Below are 18,209 nucleotides of genomic sequence, written 5' to 3' on the forward strand. Positions count from 1 at the left end.
AGTATTTACGATAAACGCGGTTCTCGACGTGCCCGGTAGGGAGTCGGCGTACGGCGCGGACGATGCCGGGTTTCAGCATCAACACGCAGCAGCAATCCAATCATCATTCCTGTCACCAATAGACTTGAACCACCGTAGCTAATCAGCGGCAAAGTGAGCCCCTTGGTCGGCAACAAGCCTGAGCTGACGGCCATATTAATAAACGCCTGGGCTGCCACAACAAAGCCAATGCCGTAGCTAACGTAAGCACCAAACAGGTGTCCGGCCAACTCCGCTCGCCGCCCTATCCACATGGCACGCACGATGAAAAGCGTAAATAGTAGCACCACGGCAATCGCGCCGAGCATGCCCAGCTCTTCCGCCACTACGGCAAAGATAAAGTCGGTATGCGCCTCGGGTAAGTAGTGAAGTTTTTGGACGCTGTTGCCAAGCCCCGTGCCGGTGACATGCCCACGACCAAAGGCAATTAGTGCCTGGGTGAGTTGGTAGCCGGTCGCAAACTGATCGGCCCAGGGGTCAAGAAAGCTTGTCCAACGAGCCAATCGGTAAGGCTCCATCGCGACCATCATGACCGCACCAAGCGCCAGCACACTGCCGCTACCTAATAACAGTGTCAATGAAGCTCCGCTCATCATTAGCATGCCAATGACGCAAACGGTGTAAACCACCATGCCGCCAAAATCTGGGGCAAGAAATAGTAAACCTGCAGGTACGGCTAGCACAGCAAGTGGCCGCCACATAGTGAAGGCACGCTGGCGTAGCTCGTACGTAAAGCGCGACATAAAGGCCGCCATATAAAAAATAAGGCCTATTTTAGCTAGCTCGGAAACCTGCAAACTAGGCAGTGGCCCAGGTAGTGAAATCCAGCGCTTACTGCCATTCACTTCTTGGCCAATCACCAGCACTAACATCAGCATAAAAATACTGACCAGCAAAATCAGCGCCGCATTTTGCCGCCACGCCTCTAGAGGCATACACAACATAAATAGACAGGCGAATGTCGCTAACAGTAGAAAAAGGCCGTGTTGGTGAGAGTAGTGGTAGCTATTTTCCAATAAGCCAACCGACGCGGAGCTGACCATGACCCAGCCAAGCCCCGCTAAGGCGACGACCGCGACAATCAGCCAAACATCGCAGGGTAAGTGCCGCGTGGTTAATGCGGCGCGCAAACGCTGCACTCTGCTGAGATGCTCACTGCTCATGGGGTTATCTCACTGCGCTTCTGCTCTACCCAATGGCGAAAGGCGTCACCGCGTGCCTGATAGTTAGCAAACTGGTCCAGGCTGGCACAGGCTGGTGACAGGAGGACACAGTCGCCCGGCTCAGCCATGGCAAAAGCGGCTTCCAGCGCCTGGGATAAGTGATCGACACGCTCAACGGGGAGAAAGCCCTCCAAGGCTTGGGCAAGGCGTGGTGCATCAACGCCGAACAGAATAGCTGCCCGTGCACAGTTCGCCAGCGGCGGCGCCAACGGGGAAAAGTCCGCCCCTTTGCCCACACCGCCTGCTAACAGAATCAGCTTCCCTTGCAGCGCTGCACCAATACCGTTAATGGCAGCGAGTGTGGCGCCTACGTTAGTACCTTTGGAGTCGTTGACCCAGCGAACGCCGTTTAGCTCGGCAATCGTTTCACTGCGGTGCGGTAGCCCTGCAAAACGTCGCAAGGCATTACACATCCCCGCTTGGCCAAACCCTAAGGCCCGGCCCATAGCCAGCGCGGCCAGTGCATTGGTGTAATTGTGCTGCCCCGCCATACGCAGCTCGTCGGCGGCCAGCCACGGCGTATTGCCCTGCATTAACCACCAGCGACCTTGCTCCTCGACAAGCCCCCACGCTTCTTCGTCATCAGGTGCATGAATGCTAAAGCGCTCAATACGCTCTACCGGCTGCTCCGGACATGTTTGTGGGTCATCCGCATTCACGACCGCGTGTTCAGCACCTATAAAGATACGCTGTTTAGCACGACGATAACCAGCTAAGTCGCCGTGACGGTCAAGGTGATCATCGCAGAGGTTTAAAAATGCTACTGATGCCGCGCCTAAATAGGGCGTGGTTTCTAGCTGAAAGCTAGATAACTCTAAAATATAAAGGTCAGCTGTAGGATTTTGGGCCAAGAGGTCCAGGGCAGGCGTTCCCAGATTCCCACCCACAGCAGCGTTGACACCCGCTTCAGCCGCCATCTCGCCGAGCAGTGTGGTCACGGTGGACTTGGCGTTGGAACCCGTAATAGCGGCAATAGGCGCTTTAACAACGCGTTTAAATAGCGCGATTTCTCCTACCAACATCGGTTCGCCAGTGGCAGGGTTATGACGCTCAAGCAGTCCTTCCAAACCCGGCGTACGCGGATCAACGCCAGGGCTAACCACAACCTCATAGGCTTGGCGCAAATCCAGTGAGGTGAGCAGACCACAATGCACCTGCACATCGGGATAGGTTTGACGGAAAGCTTCGAGCCCGGGCGGCTTTTCACGGGTATCGGCCACCATAAACGGGACGCCCTGCCGGGCAAGGTGGCGACAAATCGCCTGACCAGAGAGCCCTAATCCGACGACCACCGTAAATCCGTTCGGTACCTGCACCATGTAGCTCCTTATGCCATACGCCAAAGGCGGCTTACTGCCCCTTTGCTCTATTTAGCGAACTTTCAGCGTGGCTAGGCCTAGCAGCACAAGCACTACCGTGATAATCCAGAAACGCACAATAACTCGCGGCTCTGGCCAGCCCTTCAACTCGTAGTGGTGGTGCAGTGGTGCCATACGGAAGATGCGGCGCCCGGTCAACTTGTAGGAACCCACTTGCAAGATGACCGAGACGGTCTCCAACACAAAAATACCGCCCATAATAAACAGTACGATTTCTTGACGAACGATAACCGCCACTACCCCTAGCGCGGCTCCTAGCGCAAGGGCACCTACGTCTCCCATAAATACCTGGGCGGGATAGGTGTTAAACCATAAAAAGCCTAGCCCTGCCCCAGCGATCGTGGCGCAGAACACTGCCAGCTCGCCGGTGCCGTGTATAAACGGAATATGCAGGTAGTTGGCGAATACCGCATTACCGCTTGCATAAGCAAACACCGACAGCCCCATGGCAACCAGAACGGTAGGCATAATGGCGAGGCCATCCAAGCCATCAGTCAGGTTGACAGCATTAGAGCTACCGACAATCACAAAATAGCTCAGCACGATGTAGAACACGCCCAGCGGTAGGGCAATGTCTTTAAACATGGGGATAAGCAAGCTGGTTTCAGCAGGCGTTGCCGCCGTAAAATAAAGCACCACAGCAGCACCAATACCCACAACCGACTGCCAGAAATACTTCCAACGCGCAGGTAGCCCACGGGGGTTCTTTTCAACCACTTTGCGATAATCATCTACCCAGCCAATGGCGCCAAAGCCTAGGGTGACAAGGAGCACTATCCATACGTAGTGGTTAGTTAAATCCCCCCATATTAGTGTGCTAATGGCAATTGCCAGCAGAATCATCGCTCCGCCCATGGTGGGAGTTCCCGCCTTCGAGAGGTGCGACTGAGGGCCATCGTCGCGCACTGCTTGACCAATCTGCCCTTCTACAAGGCGCCGGATCACCCACGGCCCTAGCCAAAGGCAGAGCATGAGTGCGGTAAGCGCTGCTAAAATCACGCGCAGCGTAAGGTAATTAAAAACTTGAAATTCGGGTTGATAGTGGGCTAAGAAATTCGCCAGATGAAGTAACATGAACGGCGTTTACCTTGTGTCATCCGCACGTAGCGCAGCAATGACGGTTTCCATGCCTGCACTACGCGACCCTTTCACCAGCAGCGTGGTGTTAGGCGGAAGAGTATTAATAACATGACGCACTAGCGTCTCGTGGTCGTCAAAGTGCTGCCCGCGACCAAAGGCATCTGAAGCGGCACGCGCATCCTCGCCAAATGTTAGCAGCGAGTCGATGCCTAATGATGCGGCATAGCGGCCGATCTCGGCATGCAGCGCTTGGGATTCGCTGCCTAGCTCTCCCATAGCTCCCAGCGCGCACCAGCGTGGTGCAGGAAAACTTGCCAGCGCGTCCAGGGCCGCTTTCACTGCTCCCGGGTTGGCATTGTAAGTGTCGTCGAGCAGCGTGGCGTTACGTAAGCCTGGCACCACGCTCAGCCGTCCTGACAAGGATTTCAAACCGCCTAAACCTGCGACCACTTGCTGTGGCGACACCCCCAACGCCAGCGCGGCTGCCGATGCCGCGAGTGCATTACTGACATTATGCTTGCCGATTAACGGTAGCCGGACATTACCCAGCGCTTGGCCGTGAACAACAAGCGTGAAAGCATACCGCCCCTGAGGGTCGCAGGAAAGTGCCCGTGCGTGAACGTCCGCATCGTCATGTAAGCCATAGCTTACAACTTGCCTAGGGGCGGCACAGGCCGCCCAGAAAGCGTAATAGCGGTCATCCCGATTAATCACCGCCGTACCGTCGCTGCCAAGGCCTGAGAGAATTTCGCTTTTCGCCTGGGCAATCTGCCCCATCCCGCCAAACTCACCCACGTGTGCACCGGTCACATTAGTGATGACGGCGACCTGAGGTGCCGCTAACCGGCTTGTCCAGGCAATTTCCCCCAAGTGATTAGCGCCCAGCTCAACAACACCCGCTTGATGCTCTTTAGATAAGCGCAGCAGGGTCAGCGGTGCGCCGATATCGTTATTAAGGTTTCCGGATGTCGCCAGCACGCTACCTAACGGTGCAAGCAGCGCAGCGGTCATCTCTTTTACCGTGGTTTTTCCGCTATTGCCCGTGACTGCGACCAAAGGCAGTTGGAAATGCTTGCGCCACGCCTGGGCAATAAGCCCTAGCCCTAAGCGGGTATCCGCGAAAACCAGCTGGGGCAGAGCACTTTCCAGATTACGCTCCACCAAAGCCGCTGCGGCCCCTTGCTCTCGCGCCTGCTCCACAAAGTCATGACCGTCAAAGCGCGGTCCTTTCAGCGCAACAAATAGGCAGCCGGGTACAATCTTTCGGGTATCAGTGACTACCGCCGACACCGGTACTTCCGCAATAGGCTTTGTTACTTGGCAGCCAAGCACATTTGCCAACTCCCCGACCGACCACATTAGGCAACACCACGGGTAGCGATGGCATGAAGCACTTGCTCGTCGTCCTGATAGACATAGCGTACGCCCTCAATCTCTTGATAGGCCTCGTGCCCTTTACCTGCGACTAAAATCACATCTTTGAGATCTGCTTGATGAATAGCATGGAGAATCGCCTGACGGCGGTCACCAATATCATTCACCGGCACTCGCCCCGTAAAACCTTCTTGTATTTGCTGACGAATTTGCTCGGCAGGTTCATGGCGCGGGTTGTCATCGGTCACTACTATGTAATCAGCCAACTGCTCTGCCACTTTAGCCATCTCGGCACGTTTGCCGGTATCCCGCTCGCCACCGCAGCCAAACAAGCACCATAGCTTGCCTTGGCCACCCAAATGGGCACGTAATGCACCTAACGCACTCTGCAAGGCATCCGGCGTGTGGGCGTAATCCACTACCACGCTAGGAGCGCTGCCACCGCCGTAACAAGCCATACGCCCTGGTACCGGGGAAAGCTTTGCCGCCGCTGCAAACAGCGCATCAAGCGGCTCCCCCAACCCATAAAGCACCGCCATAGCCAGTAGTACGTTATCTAAGTTAAAGCGCCCCATCAGCCCCAATTCCAGAGCTTTTTCGCCTTCGGGAGTCGCCACCAGCGCCTGCTGACCAAGCGCATGAGGTTGCCAATCCAAAACGCGAAGCGTCACTGCTTCATCACTACCGGTGGCTAATACTCGGACGCTCTCGTCGCACCCAGCTAACATCAGGCGCGCCAAGGGATCATCACCATTAACAACCGCAAGAGTTAGCTCCGCACGGCGAAATAGTTTGGCTTTTGCCGCCGCGTAGGCCGCCATACTGCCGTGATAATCAAGATGATCTCGCGTAAGGTTGGTAAACACACCGACATTGACATCGACAGCATCTAACCGCTGTTGGTCTAGCGCGTGGGACGAAGCCTCAAGTGCTACACGCTTGACTCCCTGGCGCGCTAGTTCACCCAGCGTTGCTTGCAGTGCTAAGGGGCCTGGCGTGGTTAAACCGCTTTCCAGTAGCTCACCCGGCCGACCAACGCCTAATGTGCCAATCACGCCTGCTGCTGTCCCCAGCAGTTCACTAAGCTCAGCAATAAAGTGGGTCACAGAGCTTTTACCATTCGTACCCGTGACTGCAATGATCTCAAGGCCACTGGGAACATCAAATAGTGCGCGACCTAGCTCCCCAAGCCGCAATGAGAGATGGGGCAGCGATAGCACGCGCCCTTCCAAACTAATGTCACGCTGCTTAGTGTGCGCCAGCACAAGCGACGCACCACTGGACAGCGCTTGGTCAATATACTCCCGCCCATCGCGCTGACTGCCCGGCACAGCGACAAATACATCGCCTGCAGTCACCTTACGCGAATCGGTAATTAAGCTGATCTGTTTTGGCAAGTCAGGTAACGTTGGTAGCGTGGTGCTAGGCCATACGTGGTGTAACGCTTTCCATAACTGGTCTGGGCATACGCTCATGCCATCTCCTTAAACACTATTCGACCTCGTAGTCCGGCGGCACATCCAGCAAACGCAGCGCATTGCCGGTGACACTGGAGAACACCGGAGCAGCCACGGCTCCGCCATAGAACTCACCCGCTTTGGGGTGATCAATCATCACCACTGTCACAATGCGCGGGTCTGAAATGGGTGCAATTCCAGCGAATACGCTGCGATACGCATCGGTGGCATAGCCCTGCTGGCCCGTTTTACGCACGGTGCCGGTTTTGCCTCCCACTCGATACCCTTCAACGCGCGCTCGACGACCACCGGAATAAGCCCCCACTGAGGTCTCTAATATATCCAATAGGTCGTTTGCGACATTAGGCGCTATTGCCGGAATCCCCTGCGGTGGCTCCGACAACTTTAACAGCGAAGGCGGTAACCGTTCACCATCATTAGCTAACGCTGTATAGGCGCTCGCCAGCTGCAAGGCAGAGGCGGATAAGCCGTAACCGTAGGAGAGCGCCGCACGCTCGCTGCGCGACCAACGCACTGGTGCTGGCAAACTGCCGGTTGACTCCCCGGGGAAGCCGGTACCAGGACTTTGCCCGAAGCCTAGCTGGTTGTACTTTTCCCAAATTGCCGTGTCGCTTAACTGAAGCGCTAAACGCGACATACCGATATTGGAGGATTTTTCGAGAATACCCGCTAAATTCAACTCACCGTAGTTACGAATATCGCGGATTGTAAACTGATCAATCCGCATCCAACCTGGCGAGGTATCCACCACCACGTCTCGGTCCACCACCCCACTTTCAAGGATGGCGGCCATCGCTAGAGGCTTCATGACTGACCCTGGCTCAAAAACATCCACCAGTGCTTGGTTACGCAAGCCTCTGGGATCCAAGCCCGCCCGATTATTGGGGTTATAGGAAGGCAGGTTCGCCATCGCCAGTACTTCGCCCGTGCGAGCGTCCAGCATGACCAGTATGCCACCGTCGGCTTCATGCTCAGCAACAGCGGCGCGCAGTTCGCGATAGGCCATGTATTGGATGCGCTGATCAATCGCTAGCGTTAGCTCTCCCCCAGGCTGCGCCTCACGAATCACGCCCAGTTCCCGCACCAGCCGACCGCGCCGGTCTTTAATCACGCGGCGCTGGCCAGGATGGCCCGCTAAATAGGGTTGATAGGCTAGCTCTAAGCCCTCCTGCCCAACATCGTCAACGTTGGTGACGCCAAGCAGCTGGGCGGCGACTTCGCCTGCGGGGTAGTAGCGTTTGTACTCACGCTGGGGATAGACGCCGGGGGTGCGCAAATCGAGTATGCGCTGAGCCGCATCGGGAGTCATTTGGCGGCGTAGATACATAAACTCCCGATCGCTGTAGCGTGCAACGCGAGTCTCGAAGTCATCCAGTGTCATTCCCAGCGCCTGGGCCAGCATGACCCGCTGGATCGCATCGGTAGGTAGCTCTTGAGGGTTGGCCCACACGGTTACTACTGGCGTAGAAATCGCCAGCGGCTCGCCGTTACGGTCAGTGATCATTCCACGGTGGGCAGGAATGGCTTCATGGCGCAGCGTGCGTGCATCACCCTGGCTCTGCAGAAATGGGCGATCAATCACTTGCAGTAAGGTAATTCGTCCAATCAGAATGGCAGAGGCAAGACCGACCGCCAGTAAAATAAAGAAAAAGCGCCCACCGGCAAGCGGCGGCGCAATAGGGTATGGGCGGGATTTCCCTCCCCGACCTTCACGCCTCATGGCCGAATCACCTCGACATCATTTACATCAGGAATGCGCATCTCTAGCCGTTCCGTGGCAATCTGTTCTATTCGCGCTGGTGTCGACCAGGCGCCCTCTTCCAGCAGCAGTTGGCCCCACTCGGTCTGTAGCTGGTTTTTCTCCTGCTCCAACCGCTGTAGCTCTGCAAATTGCACCCGCGTCATATGGGTCGTTGTAACGACCGCCAGACCAGTGAGCAAACAGGCAAAGAACAGCACAATCATGGTAATGGGCCACAAGCGAAAGCGCAGCTTAAACGGCCACTCTGCCCGCAGCGTGGAAGCCCAATGCACTAGCCGCTCAATGCTCATGATTAGCCTCGCTTACGGGCCGCCCGCATAACGGCACTGCGCGCGCGGGGGTTGGCATCTACTTCCTCGTCGCTAGGGCGGCTGCCTTTACCAAGCGCCTCAAGGCGGCGATTCAACTGATCATCGCGAATGGGTACGCCCCGTGGCAAGTGGGTGTCACCACGAACATGGTGGCGGATAAACCGCTTTACGCGACGGTCTTCCAGCGAGTGAAAGCTGATCACCACGAGATGGCCACCCGGAGCCAGCGCTTCAAGCGCCGCATCTAAGGCGGCATCTAGCTGGTCAAGTTCGCCATTGAGATAGATACGCAGCCCCTGGAACGCTTTGGTAGCCGGGTGCCTGCCTTTTTCCCAGGCAGGGTGTGCGGCTTTTAGCACCTCTGCCAAATCCACCGTATGTGTGAAGGGCTTTTCAGCACGGCGCTTGACCACGGCGTTAGCCAGCCGTTTGGCGTAGCGCTCTTCACCGTAGGTTTTAAAGACATTGGCAATATCGGCTTCACTGGCGCGGGCCAAAAACTCAGCGGCACTTTCCCCTTGCGTGGGGTCCATGCGCATATCCAACGGGCCGTTGCGCATAAAGCTAAAGCCACGCTCAGGATCGTCAAGTTGGGGGGAAGAAACACCCACATCCAACAAAACGCCGGACAGCTTGCCGTAGAGCCCCTGCTCTTTGGCAAACTCAGCCAAGTGGGCAAACTCACGCTGGGTAATCTGAAAGCGAGAGTCAACGATCTCATCCGCTGCGGCAATAGCTTGCGGGTCGCGATCCATAGCCAATAAGCGACCTTGCCCGCTTAAGCGCGAAAGAATTAGCCGGGAGTGGCCACCACGCCCAAAGGTGCCGTCAAGATAAGTACCATCAGGATCATGGACCAGTGTGTCTACTGCTCCTTCTAATAAAACGCTGGTATGACGGAAGCGAGTGACCTGATCAGCGTCAACAGAAGGCATGTTACTCTCACACAATATTTGGGAAGACGTACTACGCACGCCTTGCATGGAAATGGGGAGTCGGCCGATAAGCCGGGTTCTGTCGTGGACAGTCATTCCTCTAGGCGCTGCGTCACCACAGCGCTCAAGCAACCTACCCGGACCCAGCGCGGGCCACGCCATTGGGTCCCTATTTGGTCTTGCTCCGAGTGGGGTTTACCATGCCACGCACTGTTGCCAGGCGCGCGGTGCGCTCTTACCGCACCCTTTCACCCTTACCGGCCCCGAAGGGCTTAGGCGGTCTACTCTCTGCTGCACTTTCCGTCGGCTTACGCCGCCCAGGCGTTACCTGGCACTCTGCCCTGTGGAGCCCGGACTTTCCTCCCCTAACAACCCTTGCGGGCCTGTTAGCGGCGACTGTCTGGCCAACTCCGGCGGCAAGCATACCAGCGCCCCGCCCTCGCCTCAATGCTGACCTTTCATTGCCTGCAAGCGGGCATACCACTCTTGCTTGCGCCCACCAAGCATTCTGGCGGCAATCGAAGCTCCCTGCTTGACGCCGACCCCTTCCGCCAACAAGGCGGCTAGCAGCTCGTTTGCTTCAATCGACTGCTCATCCCCCTGCACCGCCGGGGGCGCACCCGAGATAATCACGACAAATTCGCCACGGCTCTGGTTAGGATCGTCGGCAAGCTGGTCGCGTAGCGATGCCGGTGATCCCTGAAGAAAAGTTTCAAAGGTTTTGGTCAACTCCCGCGCCAGCACCACCGTGCGCTCGGGCATTTGCTCACACAACGCCTCAAGAGTATGCACAATGCGGTGGGGAGATTCGTAAAACACTAGCGTCTCTTCGCGGCTCTGCCATTTCTCTAGCGCTTGGCGGCGAGCGCTGGGCTTAGCAGGCAGAAAGCCACCAAATGTAAAACGGTCGGTGGGCAGCCCCGCGCCTGACAACGCGGTAACCAGCGCGCAAGGCCCGGGCAGGGGCACAATGTGGCGCCCCCTGGCGCGCAGCTCACGCACCAGCACAAAGCCCGGATCGCAAATCAGCGGTGTCCCGGCATCGCTGATCAAGGCAATGTTCTCCCCAGCCGCCAAGCAACCGTCGAGCGTATCAACCCGCTGCGCCTCGTTATGCTCGTGCAAGGAGATCATTGGTGTGTTCACCCCCAAATGGGCGAGCAGCCGTGCACTGTGGCGCGTATCCTCTGCCGCAATGCGCGATACATCGGCTAAGACCCGAGCGGCACGGGGTGTTAAGTCGTCCAAATTCCCAATTGGCGTGGCAACCACGTACAATGTGCCCGGATGTTGGTGTGTCATCGTGACTCCCGATTTGTTAATGGCTTGCTCTGACGGTGCACTATGCTTGTGGAAAGCAACGCTAACCTGCTGAAAGACCGCGACAGCGCAAATGGAAACTAAGGAAGGATACATGAAACAGTCACTCCGTGGCCTGTTGGCCACTGCCTTCATGGCACTTCTCATCACCGGGTGCGCCATGCAGCCGCCGAGCGTGGTTGACCGAGTACCGGACCAGGATGCCGGCCGCTTGCTCAGCCAAGCGGAACAGCAAGCACCGGAGCAGGCTGCTCGTACACGTTTAGAGGCCGCCAATATTTTGGCGCGTCAAGGGCAGCGCGAAAATGCTTTTGATATCGCCAGCGGCATCGATGAAGCGCTGCTTAGTGATTCCGATCGCGTGCGTTGGGCCATGCTATTTTCAGAGCTGGCCCGTGGTTTAAATGAGCCCCGTGCCGTACTGCGCGCCACGCAGGTATTAGATGATGAACTCCCTATGCAGGCGAATCAGCAGCGAACCTTGGCCGAACGTCGGCAATGGGCACAACAAGCGCTGAACCAGCAGCCAGATCAAGTTCAAGTCACTCTACCCGAGCTTGAGGGTACAGAGGTTCGCCGCATCGTTGTCGCCCTGCCAGAGTCTGGCCCGCTAAGCAGCGTTGCCAACACACTAGCTACCGCTATGCGCCGCCATAACGAGATCAGCGCCGATGGTGTTCAGCTAAGCTTTGTTGATGCCGCCCAGTACTCATTAGATGAGCTGTACAGCCGTGCTCAGCAAATGAATGCCCAGCTAATGATTGGCCCGCTGGACAAGGACCAGGTGACTCAGCTTGAGCAGCGCGACAGCGTGCCACTACCAACGCTGGCACTTAACTACGGTAGCAGCGCAAGCAATCAGGCACAGCGGCTGCTTCAGTACGGCTTATCGGCGGAAGACGAAGCACGCCAGGCGGCCCGCCGCGCCTATCAGGATGGCCAGCGTCAAATGTCGATTATGGTGCCCGATAATGACTGGGGCCGCCGGGTAGGCGAGGCTTTCTGGAATGAGTACCAGCGCCTAGGCGGTGAAATCACCAATGCGGTGCGCTACAACCCGAACAGCCCTGTTTCCAACGCCGTACAGACGGCGCTCAATGTGAGCGGCGAACGCGCCCGCCTCGGCAACATCGACGCACTCTTCTTACTGGCCCTGCCGGACTATGCACGCCAAGTGCCGCCCACCTTGGATTACTACTACGCCCCCGATCTCCCTATCTACGCCACATCACACTTGCACGAAGGTCGGCTGCAAACGCGCCTGGACCAAGACTTAAACGATGTGATGTTTATGGATATTCCGTGGCAAATTCCAGACGCCGCCGTAGGTGGTGAAGAAGTGCTGCCCTTTTACTCTACTTATCAGCAGCTACGAGACGAAGCGGATGCTTCCATGTTCCGCTTGATGGCCATGGGCGTTGATGCCTACGAGCTGGCTAAGCGCATGTCAGACCTAGCCAGCCTGAACGGTTTAAACGGCAGCACGGGTACGCTTTCGCTGTCCGACGATGGCCGTATCCATCGCGAGCTTCCCTGGGCCAAGTTTCAAAATGGCACGCCATCCCCCATTTTAATACCTGGCTTGTTAGGCAATGAGCAATAGCCCGCAAACCGCCCGCTATCGAGGCGCAGCCATTGAGCAGTTAGCCGCTCAGTGGCTGCAGCAGCAAGGCCTTCGTCTAATCGCCAATAATCATCATGTGAAAGGCGGTGAACTTGACCTTGTCATGTATGACCAGGATATATTGGTCTTTGTTGAGGTCAAACACCGCGCCACAACGCGCCATGGGCACCCATTAGAAATGGTGAACGCGCAAAAGCGCCGCCGCTTGATTCGCGCGGCGACACTTTATATCGCGAAGCACAACCTTTCTTGCCCCTGTCGCTTTGATATTCTAGCCATTACAGGCAGACCGCCCACTCTCGAATTTCACTGGGAGAAAGCGGCTTTTGACGCTTATTAATACTCTTAACTAGGAAGCCCTGATGGACTTTCAATCCCGTATACTCAACCATTTCAATGCCAGCATTGACACCAAAACCTACGCCAGTGAAGTGCTGCCTCCTTTTATTGAGGTCGCCAGCCAGATGATGGTGCAGTGCTTGGTTAATGAAGGGAAAATTCTGGCTTGTGGTAACGGCGGCAGCGCCGGTGACAGCCAGCACTTTTCTTCTGAGTTACTGAATCGTTTTGAGCGTGAGCGCCCTAGCCTGCCTGCGTTGGCACTAACTACCGACACCTCAACCTTAACGTCCATCGCTAACGACTATAGTTATAATGAGGTGTTTTCCAAACAAATTCGTGCGCTGGGCCAACCGGGCGACGTCCTGCTGGCTATTTCAACCAGCGGTAACTCCGCCAACGTTGTTCAGGCGATACAAGCAGCCCACGACCGAGATATGACCGTGGTGGCACTGACGGGGCGCGATGGTGGCAATATGGCGTCGTTACTCGGTCAGGATGATTGCGAAATTCGCGTTCCCGCCACCTCTACCGCACGCATCCAGGAAGTTCATTTGCTCGTCATACACTGCCTTTGTGATTTAATTGACGAACAACTGTTTGGCGGCGCTGACTAATAGCGCACTGATTGCGATTAATCACTGATATAGGAGTCATTTCAATGGCCCTGCGTTTTTCATCACCAACCCTGTTAGCTGTCGCACTCTGCAGTGTGCTTATACTCAGCGGATGTGCTAACAATACGGCTTCGAACCCATCCAATTATGGTCAACGCAGCAGTGATGTGGAGGCTGTCGATGCAACAATAGAGCGTGAGGTGGAGCGTGCATTAACGCGTGCTGATGCTCGCTTAGGTGATGCTCGTATTCGCGCCCATAGCTATAACGGCACGCTGCTGCTGGTTGGTCAGGTTCCGAGTGAAGAACTTAAAAACATGGCAGGCAATGTAGCATCCAACCTGCGCGGCGTTGACAAAATCCACAATGAACTCACCATTGCGGCCAATCTACCAGCCACTCAGCGTTTAGCCGACACCTGGTTAACTACCAATGTCATCAGCCACCTAGCAACCAACGACCGCATCGACTCTTCGAAATTGAAAGTGACTACAGAAAATGCCAGCGTTTATTTAATGGGCATGGTGACGCGTGAGGAGGCTGACCGCATCGTGAATGCCGCTTCAGCTGTTGGCGGCGTGCAGCGTATTGTCAAGGTATTCGATTATATCGACTAGCGCATCCAGAGCTGAAAAGCCTCGCTACGCGAACAACCTAGCGAGGCTTTTCTATTAAACAGATGCCAACGTCTTTAAAATTACTTCACTACCCGCAGCGTCGGTTTTTTCTTTGGCTTTTCGCTAGCGTCTCCCGTGTCAGCCTCTTTTTCCGCTACTGGCTCGGTTAGCGTTAGCTCAGGCTTAGTGCTATCTGTCGCTGCTTCATCCTCTGTTTCTGATTCATCAGACTCAGCAGCATCCAGCTCCGGCTCGTGCCCAAATACCATGCCCGCGCCGTTTTCACGAGCATAAATAGCAATCAGCGCGGGCATAGGAATCATCACCTGCATAGGCTGACCGCCAAAGCGAGCATTAAAACCAATCGCCTGATTTTCCATAAACAGGTCACGCACTGCTGTCGGAGCAGCATTGAGTACAATTTGCCCGTTTTGTACAAATTGACGCGGCACTTCAACACCAGGCTGGGTAGCGTCAACTACCAGATAGGGTGTTAGGTCGTTGTCTAACAGCCACTCATAGAGGGCTCGGGCGAGATAGGGACGGCTCGACTTCATAAGACTCCCCCCTCCTAACAAGTATGGCCTCTTACCCAGCAGGCTAAGAGGCCGAATGAATTCAAGCGCGCATCTCTTTTTCACGCTCATTCAAAGATGCTTTAAACGCTTCGCGCTCAAATACCCGTGCCATATAGCCTAGCAGCGGCTTCACCTGTTTTTCGGGAAGCTCGATGTTCAGCTCGGGTAGACGCCACAAAATCGGCGCCAAGCAGCAGTCAACCAGCGTAAATTCTTCGCTCATGAAGTAGGGCATATCTTCAAAAATGGGCGAAATGCCAATCAGGCTTTCACGCAGTTCTTTACGCGCCTTATCCGCTTCTTTCTTACCGCCGGTGCGAATCTGCTCAAGCATTGGGCACCACTCGCGCTCGATGCGGTGCATCCACAGACGGCTTTGTGCACGTGCAACCGGATACACCGGTAGCAGCGGTGGATGAGGGAAACGCTCATCCAGATACTCCATCATCACCTTGGATTCATACAGCACCAGCTCACGATCCAGCAGTGTCGGCACGCTGTTGTAAGGGTTGAGGTCTGCCAACTCTTCAGGCGGCTGGTCTTCGTCGACATCAACAATATCGACCGCCACTCCTTTTTCAGCCAGAACAATGCGTACACGATGACTGAAATGATCATCACTACCTGAGTAAAAGATCATTGACGACCGCTTGGCCACAACACCCATGAAAGCATCCTCGCATCAAAACAATCTTGGATAATAACATGCCAGCACCCTCTTATGGGAAGGTAGCTCGCAGTGGAGCACAAACGCAAAAGGCGCACGGCTCTCACCGTGCGCCCAAGCACTTATCTTGCTTTATTAATTAGTGAACGTCTCGCCAGTACTCACGCTTGAGCAGATAAGCAATCACACCAAAAATAAAGATAAAAATAAGTACCTTAGGTGCTAACGCTTGAGCCTGAAGCTTAGACGGCTCACCTACGTAGGCCAGGAAGTTGGTCAGGTCGTATACCGCTTCCTCGAACTCGGCGGGTTCCATAGCACCCGGCTGAGTCACCTGCAGCACATCACAGGACTGATACTTACCCGACAGAGGATCAGGCTCATGACCCGCTACCGGCTGATCGGTCTCCGCACAAACCATCTCCTGGACGCCCTGAAGAGGCTCCAGCACGTTAGGCATCGCCACCAGCTCGTAGACCGTGTTGTTCACACCAGTCGGACGGCTGGGGTCTTTGTAGAACCCTAACAAGTAGGAGTAAATCCAGTCAGTACCACGCAGACGCGCCTCCAGAGTCAGGTCAGGCGGCGCAGCGCCGAACCAGGACTCTGCATCACCACTATCCATGGCAATGTGCATTTGGTCGTTGAACGCTAGGTCAGAGGAGAAAATCAGGTTCTCCTCTACCAGGTCCTGCGGAATGTCTAGGTCTTCAGCAGCACGAGCAAAGCGCTGATGCTCCAGCGAGTGACAGCCCATGCAGTAGTTGACATAAAGCTTCATGCCGTTTTGCAGTGATGCCTGATCCTGCAGATCGGGCTCCATGCTATGGGGCACACTTGCGCCACCAGCCGCCATCGCGGTTACCGGCACTATTGCGAAGAGCAGTGCTAATAATTGCTTTTTCATTAGCCAGTCACCCTTTCCGGAACGGGTTTAGTCTTCTCCAGCTTGGTATAAAACGGCATCAGCAGGAAGAAGGCGAAGTAAATGGCTGTACATACCTGCGCTAGAATCGTGCGGCCTTCCGTTGATGGCAGCACGCCCAACACGCCCAGAATGATGAAGCTAATTGAGAACAGCAGCAGCATGACTTTAGACATCCAGCCTTTGTAGCGCATGGAGCGCACGGGGCTACGGTCAAGCCACGGAAGAACGAACAGCACTGCGATTGCCGCACCCATGCACACAACACCCAGGAACTTAGCGTCAAGCCCGAACAGCGAGAAGGTAATGGCACGCAGAATGGCGTAGAACGGCGTGAAGTACCAAACAGGTGCAATATGATCCGGTGTTTTCAGCGGGTTAGCCGGCTCAAAGTTCGGCTTCTCGATGAAGTAGCCACCCCCTTCAGGGAAGTAGAACACCACCACACAGAAAACAAACAGGAAGACCGCAATACCCACCAAATCTTTCACGGTGTAATACGGATGGAAGGCGATTCCGTCAAGCGGCTTACCGGTCTCGTCTTTTTTCTGCTTGATATCGATGCCATCGGGGTTGTTAGAACCCACTTCATGCAATGCGATGATGTGCAACACTACCAGCGCCAGAATAACGATAGGCAACGCAACGACATGCAGCGCGAAGAAACGGTTAAGCGTAATACCGGAGATCAAGAAATCACCGCGTACCCACTGCGCAAGATCTGGACCAATACCAGGGATCGCAGAGAACAGCGAAATAATTACCTGAGCCCCCCAGTAAGACATCTGCCCCCAAGGCAGCAGATAGCCCATGAAGGCTTCCGCCATCAAGGCAAGGTAAATGGCCATACCAAAGATCCACACCAGCTCACGGGGCGCTTTGTAGGAACCATACATGAGGCCACGGAACATGTGCAGATAGATCACCACGAAAAAGGCAGACGCCCCCGTGGTATGCATGTAGCGAATTAGCCAGCCCCACTCTACATCACGCATGATGTACTCAACTGAAGCGAACGCGCCTTCAGCTGACGGGTTAAAGCTCATGGTTAACCACACACCTGTCAATATTTGGTTTACCAACACAAGTAGTGCCAGCACACCAAAAATGTAGAAGAAGTTGAAATTCTTCGGTGCATAGTATTTGGTCAGATGGTCTTGCATCATCTGGGTGGCTGGGAATCGATCATCCACCCACCGCATGATGCCGCTTTCGGCCTTTGCCTTATTTGGATTAGCCATTAGGCACTCTCCTCGTCTTCGCCCACCACGATGATATCGTCGCTCTCAAAGCGGTACGGCGGCACCTCAAGGTTAGTCGGCGCGGGTACGTTGTTAAATACACGGCCGGCTAAGTCAAAGCGAGAGCCATGGCACGGACAGAAGAAACCACCCGGCCAGTTGTCGACACCCACCCCTTCCGCATCCGGCTCAGGCCGAAACAGAGGAGAGCAACCCAAGTGCGTACAGATACCAATCAGCACGCCAATTTCAGGCTTGATAGAACGCAAATCACCCTGAATGTAAGCGGGCTGCTGCGGCACTTCCGATTCGGGGTCCGCTAGGCTATCTGCACCCAGCGACTGTGTACGCTCAATCATTTCAGGCGTACGGTTAATAATCCAAATCGGGCGACCACGCCACTCGACGGTCATACGCTGTCCCGGCTCAAGCTTAGATATATCTGCTTGAACCGGGGCACCTGCCGCCCTTGCCTTGGCACTAGGCTGCCAAGATGCCACAAAGGGGACCGCAACCCCGACAGCGCCCACCGCCCCCACAACGGAGGTGGCGCCCACGAGGAAACGGCGCCGACCTTTGTTTACGCCGTTATCTGCCATTTCTGGTTTCTCCCATCAGCTTACCCGTTCCGTCGCAAAGGCGTCTTGCGACGACGAATATCAAATACGGTCTATGTTAAAAAAACAAAGCGCTCTGCACA

At 55.4% G+C, this 18,209-nt stretch carries 18 protein-coding genes and 1 other RNA gene; 4 read left to right on the plus strand and 15 right to left on the minus strand.

Features of this window, described 5'->3' with window-relative positions; all coding sequences use genetic code 11:
• Nucleotides 1-5: 5 nt before the first annotated feature.
• The 10 genes from ftsW to rsmI form a co-directional block, all read right to left on the minus strand.
• The gene (gene ftsW, locus LG300_RS09365; RefSeq protein WP_404374798.1) at nucleotides 6-1,202 is read right to left on the minus strand and encodes a putative lipid II flippase FtsW; all 1,197 of its coding nucleotides are present in this window, start codon (nucleotides 1,200-1,202) and stop codon (nucleotides 6-8) included.
• On the minus strand, nucleotides 1,199-2,581 hold the full coding sequence (gene murD / locus LG300_RS09370; RefSeq protein WP_404374800.1) for a UDP-N-acetylmuramoyl-L-alanine--D-glutamate ligase: 1,383 nt from the start codon (nucleotides 2,579-2,581) through the stop codon (nucleotides 1,199-1,201). The genes ftsW and murD overlap by 4 nt, the downstream gene beginning before the upstream one ends.
• 51 nt (nucleotides 2,582-2,632) lie before the next feature.
• Nucleotides 2,633-3,715 carry a phospho-N-acetylmuramoyl-pentapeptide-transferase gene (gene mraY / locus LG300_RS09375; protein WP_404374802.1) on the minus strand — a complete coding sequence of 361 codons (1,083 nt, stop codon included), beginning with the start codon at nucleotides 3,713-3,715 and terminating at the stop codon, nucleotides 2,633-2,635.
• 9 nt (nucleotides 3,716-3,724) lie between these two features.
• Complete coding sequence (gene murF, locus LG300_RS09380) at nucleotides 3,725-5,080, minus strand: UDP-N-acetylmuramoyl-tripeptide--D-alanyl-D-alanine ligase (protein ID WP_404374804.1); 1,356 nt, start codon at nucleotides 5,078-5,080, stop codon at nucleotides 3,725-3,727.
• Complete coding sequence (locus tag LG300_RS09385) at nucleotides 5,080-6,570, minus strand: UDP-N-acetylmuramoyl-L-alanyl-D-glutamate--2,6-diaminopimelate ligase (RefSeq protein ID WP_404374806.1); 1,491 nt, start codon at nucleotides 6,568-6,570, stop codon at nucleotides 5,080-5,082. The genes murF and LG300_RS09385 overlap by 1 nt, the downstream gene beginning before the upstream one ends.
• A gap of 16 nt (nucleotides 6,571-6,586) precedes the next feature.
• Complete coding sequence (locus LG300_RS09390; RefSeq protein WP_404374808.1) at nucleotides 6,587-8,293, minus strand: peptidoglycan D,D-transpeptidase FtsI family protein; 1,707 nt, start codon at nucleotides 8,291-8,293, stop codon at nucleotides 6,587-6,589.
• Nucleotides 8,290-8,625 (minus strand): cell division protein FtsL, encoded by a 336-nt coding sequence (ftsL, locus tag LG300_RS09395; RefSeq protein WP_404374810.1) that lies wholly within the window; start codon nucleotides 8,623-8,625, stop codon nucleotides 8,290-8,292. Before ftsL ends, LG300_RS09390 begins: the two co-directional genes overlap by 4 nt.
• 2 nt (nucleotides 8,626-8,627) lie before the next feature.
• The gene (gene rsmH, locus LG300_RS09400; RefSeq protein WP_404374812.1) at nucleotides 8,628-9,581 is read right to left on the minus strand and encodes a 16S rRNA (cytosine(1402)-N(4))-methyltransferase RsmH; all 954 of its coding nucleotides are present in this window, start codon (nucleotides 9,579-9,581) and stop codon (nucleotides 8,628-8,630) included.
• Nucleotides 9,582-9,633: 52 nt separating this feature from the next.
• Nucleotides 9,634-9,993, minus strand: an RNA gene (gene rnpB, locus LG300_RS09405) — RNase P RNA component class A.
• Between the two features lie 32 nt (nucleotides 9,994-10,025).
• Entirely contained in the window at nucleotides 10,026-10,883 is an 858-nt protein-coding gene (gene rsmI, locus LG300_RS09410) for a 16S rRNA (cytidine(1402)-2'-O)-methyltransferase (protein WP_404374814.1), read from the minus strand.
• A 112-nt stretch (nucleotides 10,884-10,995) separates the two neighbouring features.
• Here rsmI and LG300_RS09415 point away from each other — a divergent pair, with 112 nt between their 5' ends.
• The 4 genes from LG300_RS09415 to LG300_RS09430 are packed head-to-tail and all read left to right on the plus strand — an operon-like array spanning nucleotide 10,996 to nucleotide 14,098.
• Nucleotides 10,996-12,504 (plus strand): penicillin-binding protein activator, encoded by a 1,509-nt coding sequence (locus LG300_RS09415; RefSeq protein WP_404374816.1) that lies wholly within the window; start codon nucleotides 10,996-10,998, stop codon nucleotides 12,502-12,504.
• Nucleotides 12,494-12,865 (plus strand): YraN family protein, encoded by a 372-nt coding sequence (locus tag LG300_RS09420; protein WP_404374818.1) that lies wholly within the window; start codon nucleotides 12,494-12,496, stop codon nucleotides 12,863-12,865. Before LG300_RS09415 ends, LG300_RS09420 begins: the two co-directional genes overlap by 11 nt.
• 22 nt (nucleotides 12,866-12,887) lie before the next feature.
• Nucleotides 12,888-13,481, plus strand: a complete 594-nt coding sequence (locus tag LG300_RS09425) for a phosphoheptose isomerase (protein ID WP_404374820.1) — start codon at nucleotides 12,888-12,890, stop codon at nucleotides 13,479-13,481.
• A 44-nt stretch (nucleotides 13,482-13,525) separates the two neighbouring features.
• The gene (locus LG300_RS09430) at nucleotides 13,526-14,098 is read left to right on the plus strand and encodes a BON domain-containing protein (protein ID WP_404374822.1); all 573 of its coding nucleotides are present in this window, start codon (nucleotides 13,526-13,528) and stop codon (nucleotides 14,096-14,098) included.
• A gap of 80 nt (nucleotides 14,099-14,178) precedes the next feature.
• Here LG300_RS09430 and LG300_RS09435 read toward each other — a convergent pair whose 3' ends face one another.
• The 5 genes from LG300_RS09435 to petA form a co-directional block, all read right to left on the minus strand.
• On the minus strand, nucleotides 14,179-14,655 hold the full coding sequence (locus LG300_RS09435; RefSeq protein ID WP_404374824.1) for a ClpXP protease specificity-enhancing factor: 477 nt from the start codon (nucleotides 14,653-14,655) through the stop codon (nucleotides 14,179-14,181).
• 61 nt (nucleotides 14,656-14,716) lie between these two features.
• Nucleotides 14,717-15,343, minus strand: coding sequence for a stringent starvation protein SspA (gene sspA / locus LG300_RS09440; protein ID WP_404374826.1), 627 nt, complete (start codon nucleotides 15,341-15,343; stop codon nucleotides 14,717-14,719).
• A 139-nt stretch (nucleotides 15,344-15,482) separates the two neighbouring features.
• Entirely contained in the window at nucleotides 15,483-16,250 is a 768-nt protein-coding gene (locus LG300_RS09445) for a cytochrome c1 (RefSeq protein WP_404374828.1), read from the minus strand.
• Nucleotides 16,250-17,509: a cytochrome bc complex cytochrome b subunit gene (locus tag LG300_RS09450; RefSeq protein ID WP_404374831.1), complete on the minus strand. Its 1,260-nt coding sequence runs from the start codon at nucleotides 17,507-17,509 to the stop codon at nucleotides 16,250-16,252. The genes LG300_RS09445 and LG300_RS09450 overlap by 1 nt, the downstream gene beginning before the upstream one ends.
• Nucleotides 17,509-18,108, minus strand: a complete 600-nt coding sequence (gene petA, locus LG300_RS09455) for a ubiquinol-cytochrome c reductase iron-sulfur subunit (protein ID WP_404374833.1) — start codon at nucleotides 18,106-18,108, stop codon at nucleotides 17,509-17,511. The genes LG300_RS09450 and petA overlap by 1 nt, the downstream gene beginning before the upstream one ends.
• Between the last annotated feature and the right edge of the window lie 101 nt (nucleotides 18,109-18,209).

Origin of the sequence: Vreelandella aquamarina, from assembly GCF_044805175.1 — a bacterium.
Lineage (GTDB): Bacteria > Pseudomonadota > Gammaproteobacteria > Pseudomonadales > Halomonadaceae > Vreelandella > Vreelandella aquamarina_B.

What these genes read in the sequence shown, in the direction of transcription:
- sspA (WP_404374826.1), bottom strand. Translation starts at nt 15,343, where the DNA reads ATGGGTGTTGTGGCCAAGCGGTCGTCAATGATCTTTTACTCAGGTAGT.
- LG300_RS09435 (WP_404374824.1), bottom strand. Translation starts at nt 14,655, where the DNA reads ATGAAGTCGAGCCGTCCCTATCTCGCCCGAGCCCTCTATGAGTGGCTG.
- LG300_RS09445 (WP_404374828.1), bottom strand. Translation starts at nt 16,250, where the DNA reads ATGAAAAAGCAATTATTAGCACTGCTCTTCGCAATAGTGCCGGTAACC.
- murD (WP_404374800.1), bottom strand. Translation starts at nt 2,581, where the DNA reads ATGGTGCAGGTACCGAACGGATTTACGGTGGTCGTCGGATTAGGGCTC.
- LG300_RS09430 (WP_404374822.1), top strand. Translation starts at nt 13,526, where the DNA reads ATGGCCCTGCGTTTTTCATCACCAACCCTGTTAGCTGTCGCACTCTGC.
- LG300_RS09420 (WP_404374818.1), top strand. Translation starts at nt 12,494, where the DNA reads ATGAGCAATAGCCCGCAAACCGCCCGCTATCGAGGCGCAGCCATTGAG.
- LG300_RS09425 (WP_404374820.1), top strand. Translation starts at nt 12,888, where the DNA reads ATGGACTTTCAATCCCGTATACTCAACCATTTCAATGCCAGCATTGAC.
- murF (WP_404374804.1), bottom strand. Translation starts at nt 5,080, where the DNA reads ATGTGGTCGGTCGGGGAGTTGGCAAATGTGCTTGGCTGCCAAGTAACA.
- petA (WP_404374833.1), bottom strand. Translation starts at nt 18,108, where the DNA reads ATGGCAGATAACGGCGTAAACAAAGGTCGGCGCCGTTTCCTCGTGGGC.
- LG300_RS09450 (WP_404374831.1), bottom strand. Translation starts at nt 17,509, where the DNA reads ATGGCTAATCCAAATAAGGCAAAGGCCGAAAGCGGCATCATGCGGTGG.
- LG300_RS09390 (WP_404374808.1), bottom strand. Translation starts at nt 8,293, where the DNA reads ATGAGGCGTGAAGGTCGGGGAGGGAAATCCCGCCCATACCCTATTGCG.
- ftsW (WP_404374798.1), bottom strand. Translation starts at nt 1,202, where the DNA reads ATGAGCAGTGAGCATCTCAGCAGAGTGCAGCGTTTGCGCGCCGCATTA.
- ftsL (WP_404374810.1), bottom strand. Translation starts at nt 8,625, where the DNA reads ATGAGCATTGAGCGGCTAGTGCATTGGGCTTCCACGCTGCGGGCAGAG.
- LG300_RS09385 (WP_404374806.1), bottom strand. Translation starts at nt 6,570, where the DNA reads ATGAGCGTATGCCCAGACCAGTTATGGAAAGCGTTACACCACGTATGG.
- rsmH (WP_404374812.1), bottom strand. Translation starts at nt 9,581, where the DNA reads ATGCCTTCTGTTGACGCTGATCAGGTCACTCGCTTCCGTCATACCAGC.
- mraY (WP_404374802.1), bottom strand. Translation starts at nt 3,715, where the DNA reads ATGTTACTTCATCTGGCGAATTTCTTAGCCCACTATCAACCCGAATTT.
- rsmI (WP_404374814.1), bottom strand. Translation starts at nt 10,883, where the DNA reads ATGACACACCAACATCCGGGCACATTGTACGTGGTTGCCACGCCAATT.
- LG300_RS09415 (WP_404374816.1), top strand. Translation starts at nt 10,996, where the DNA reads ATGAAACAGTCACTCCGTGGCCTGTTGGCCACTGCCTTCATGGCACTT.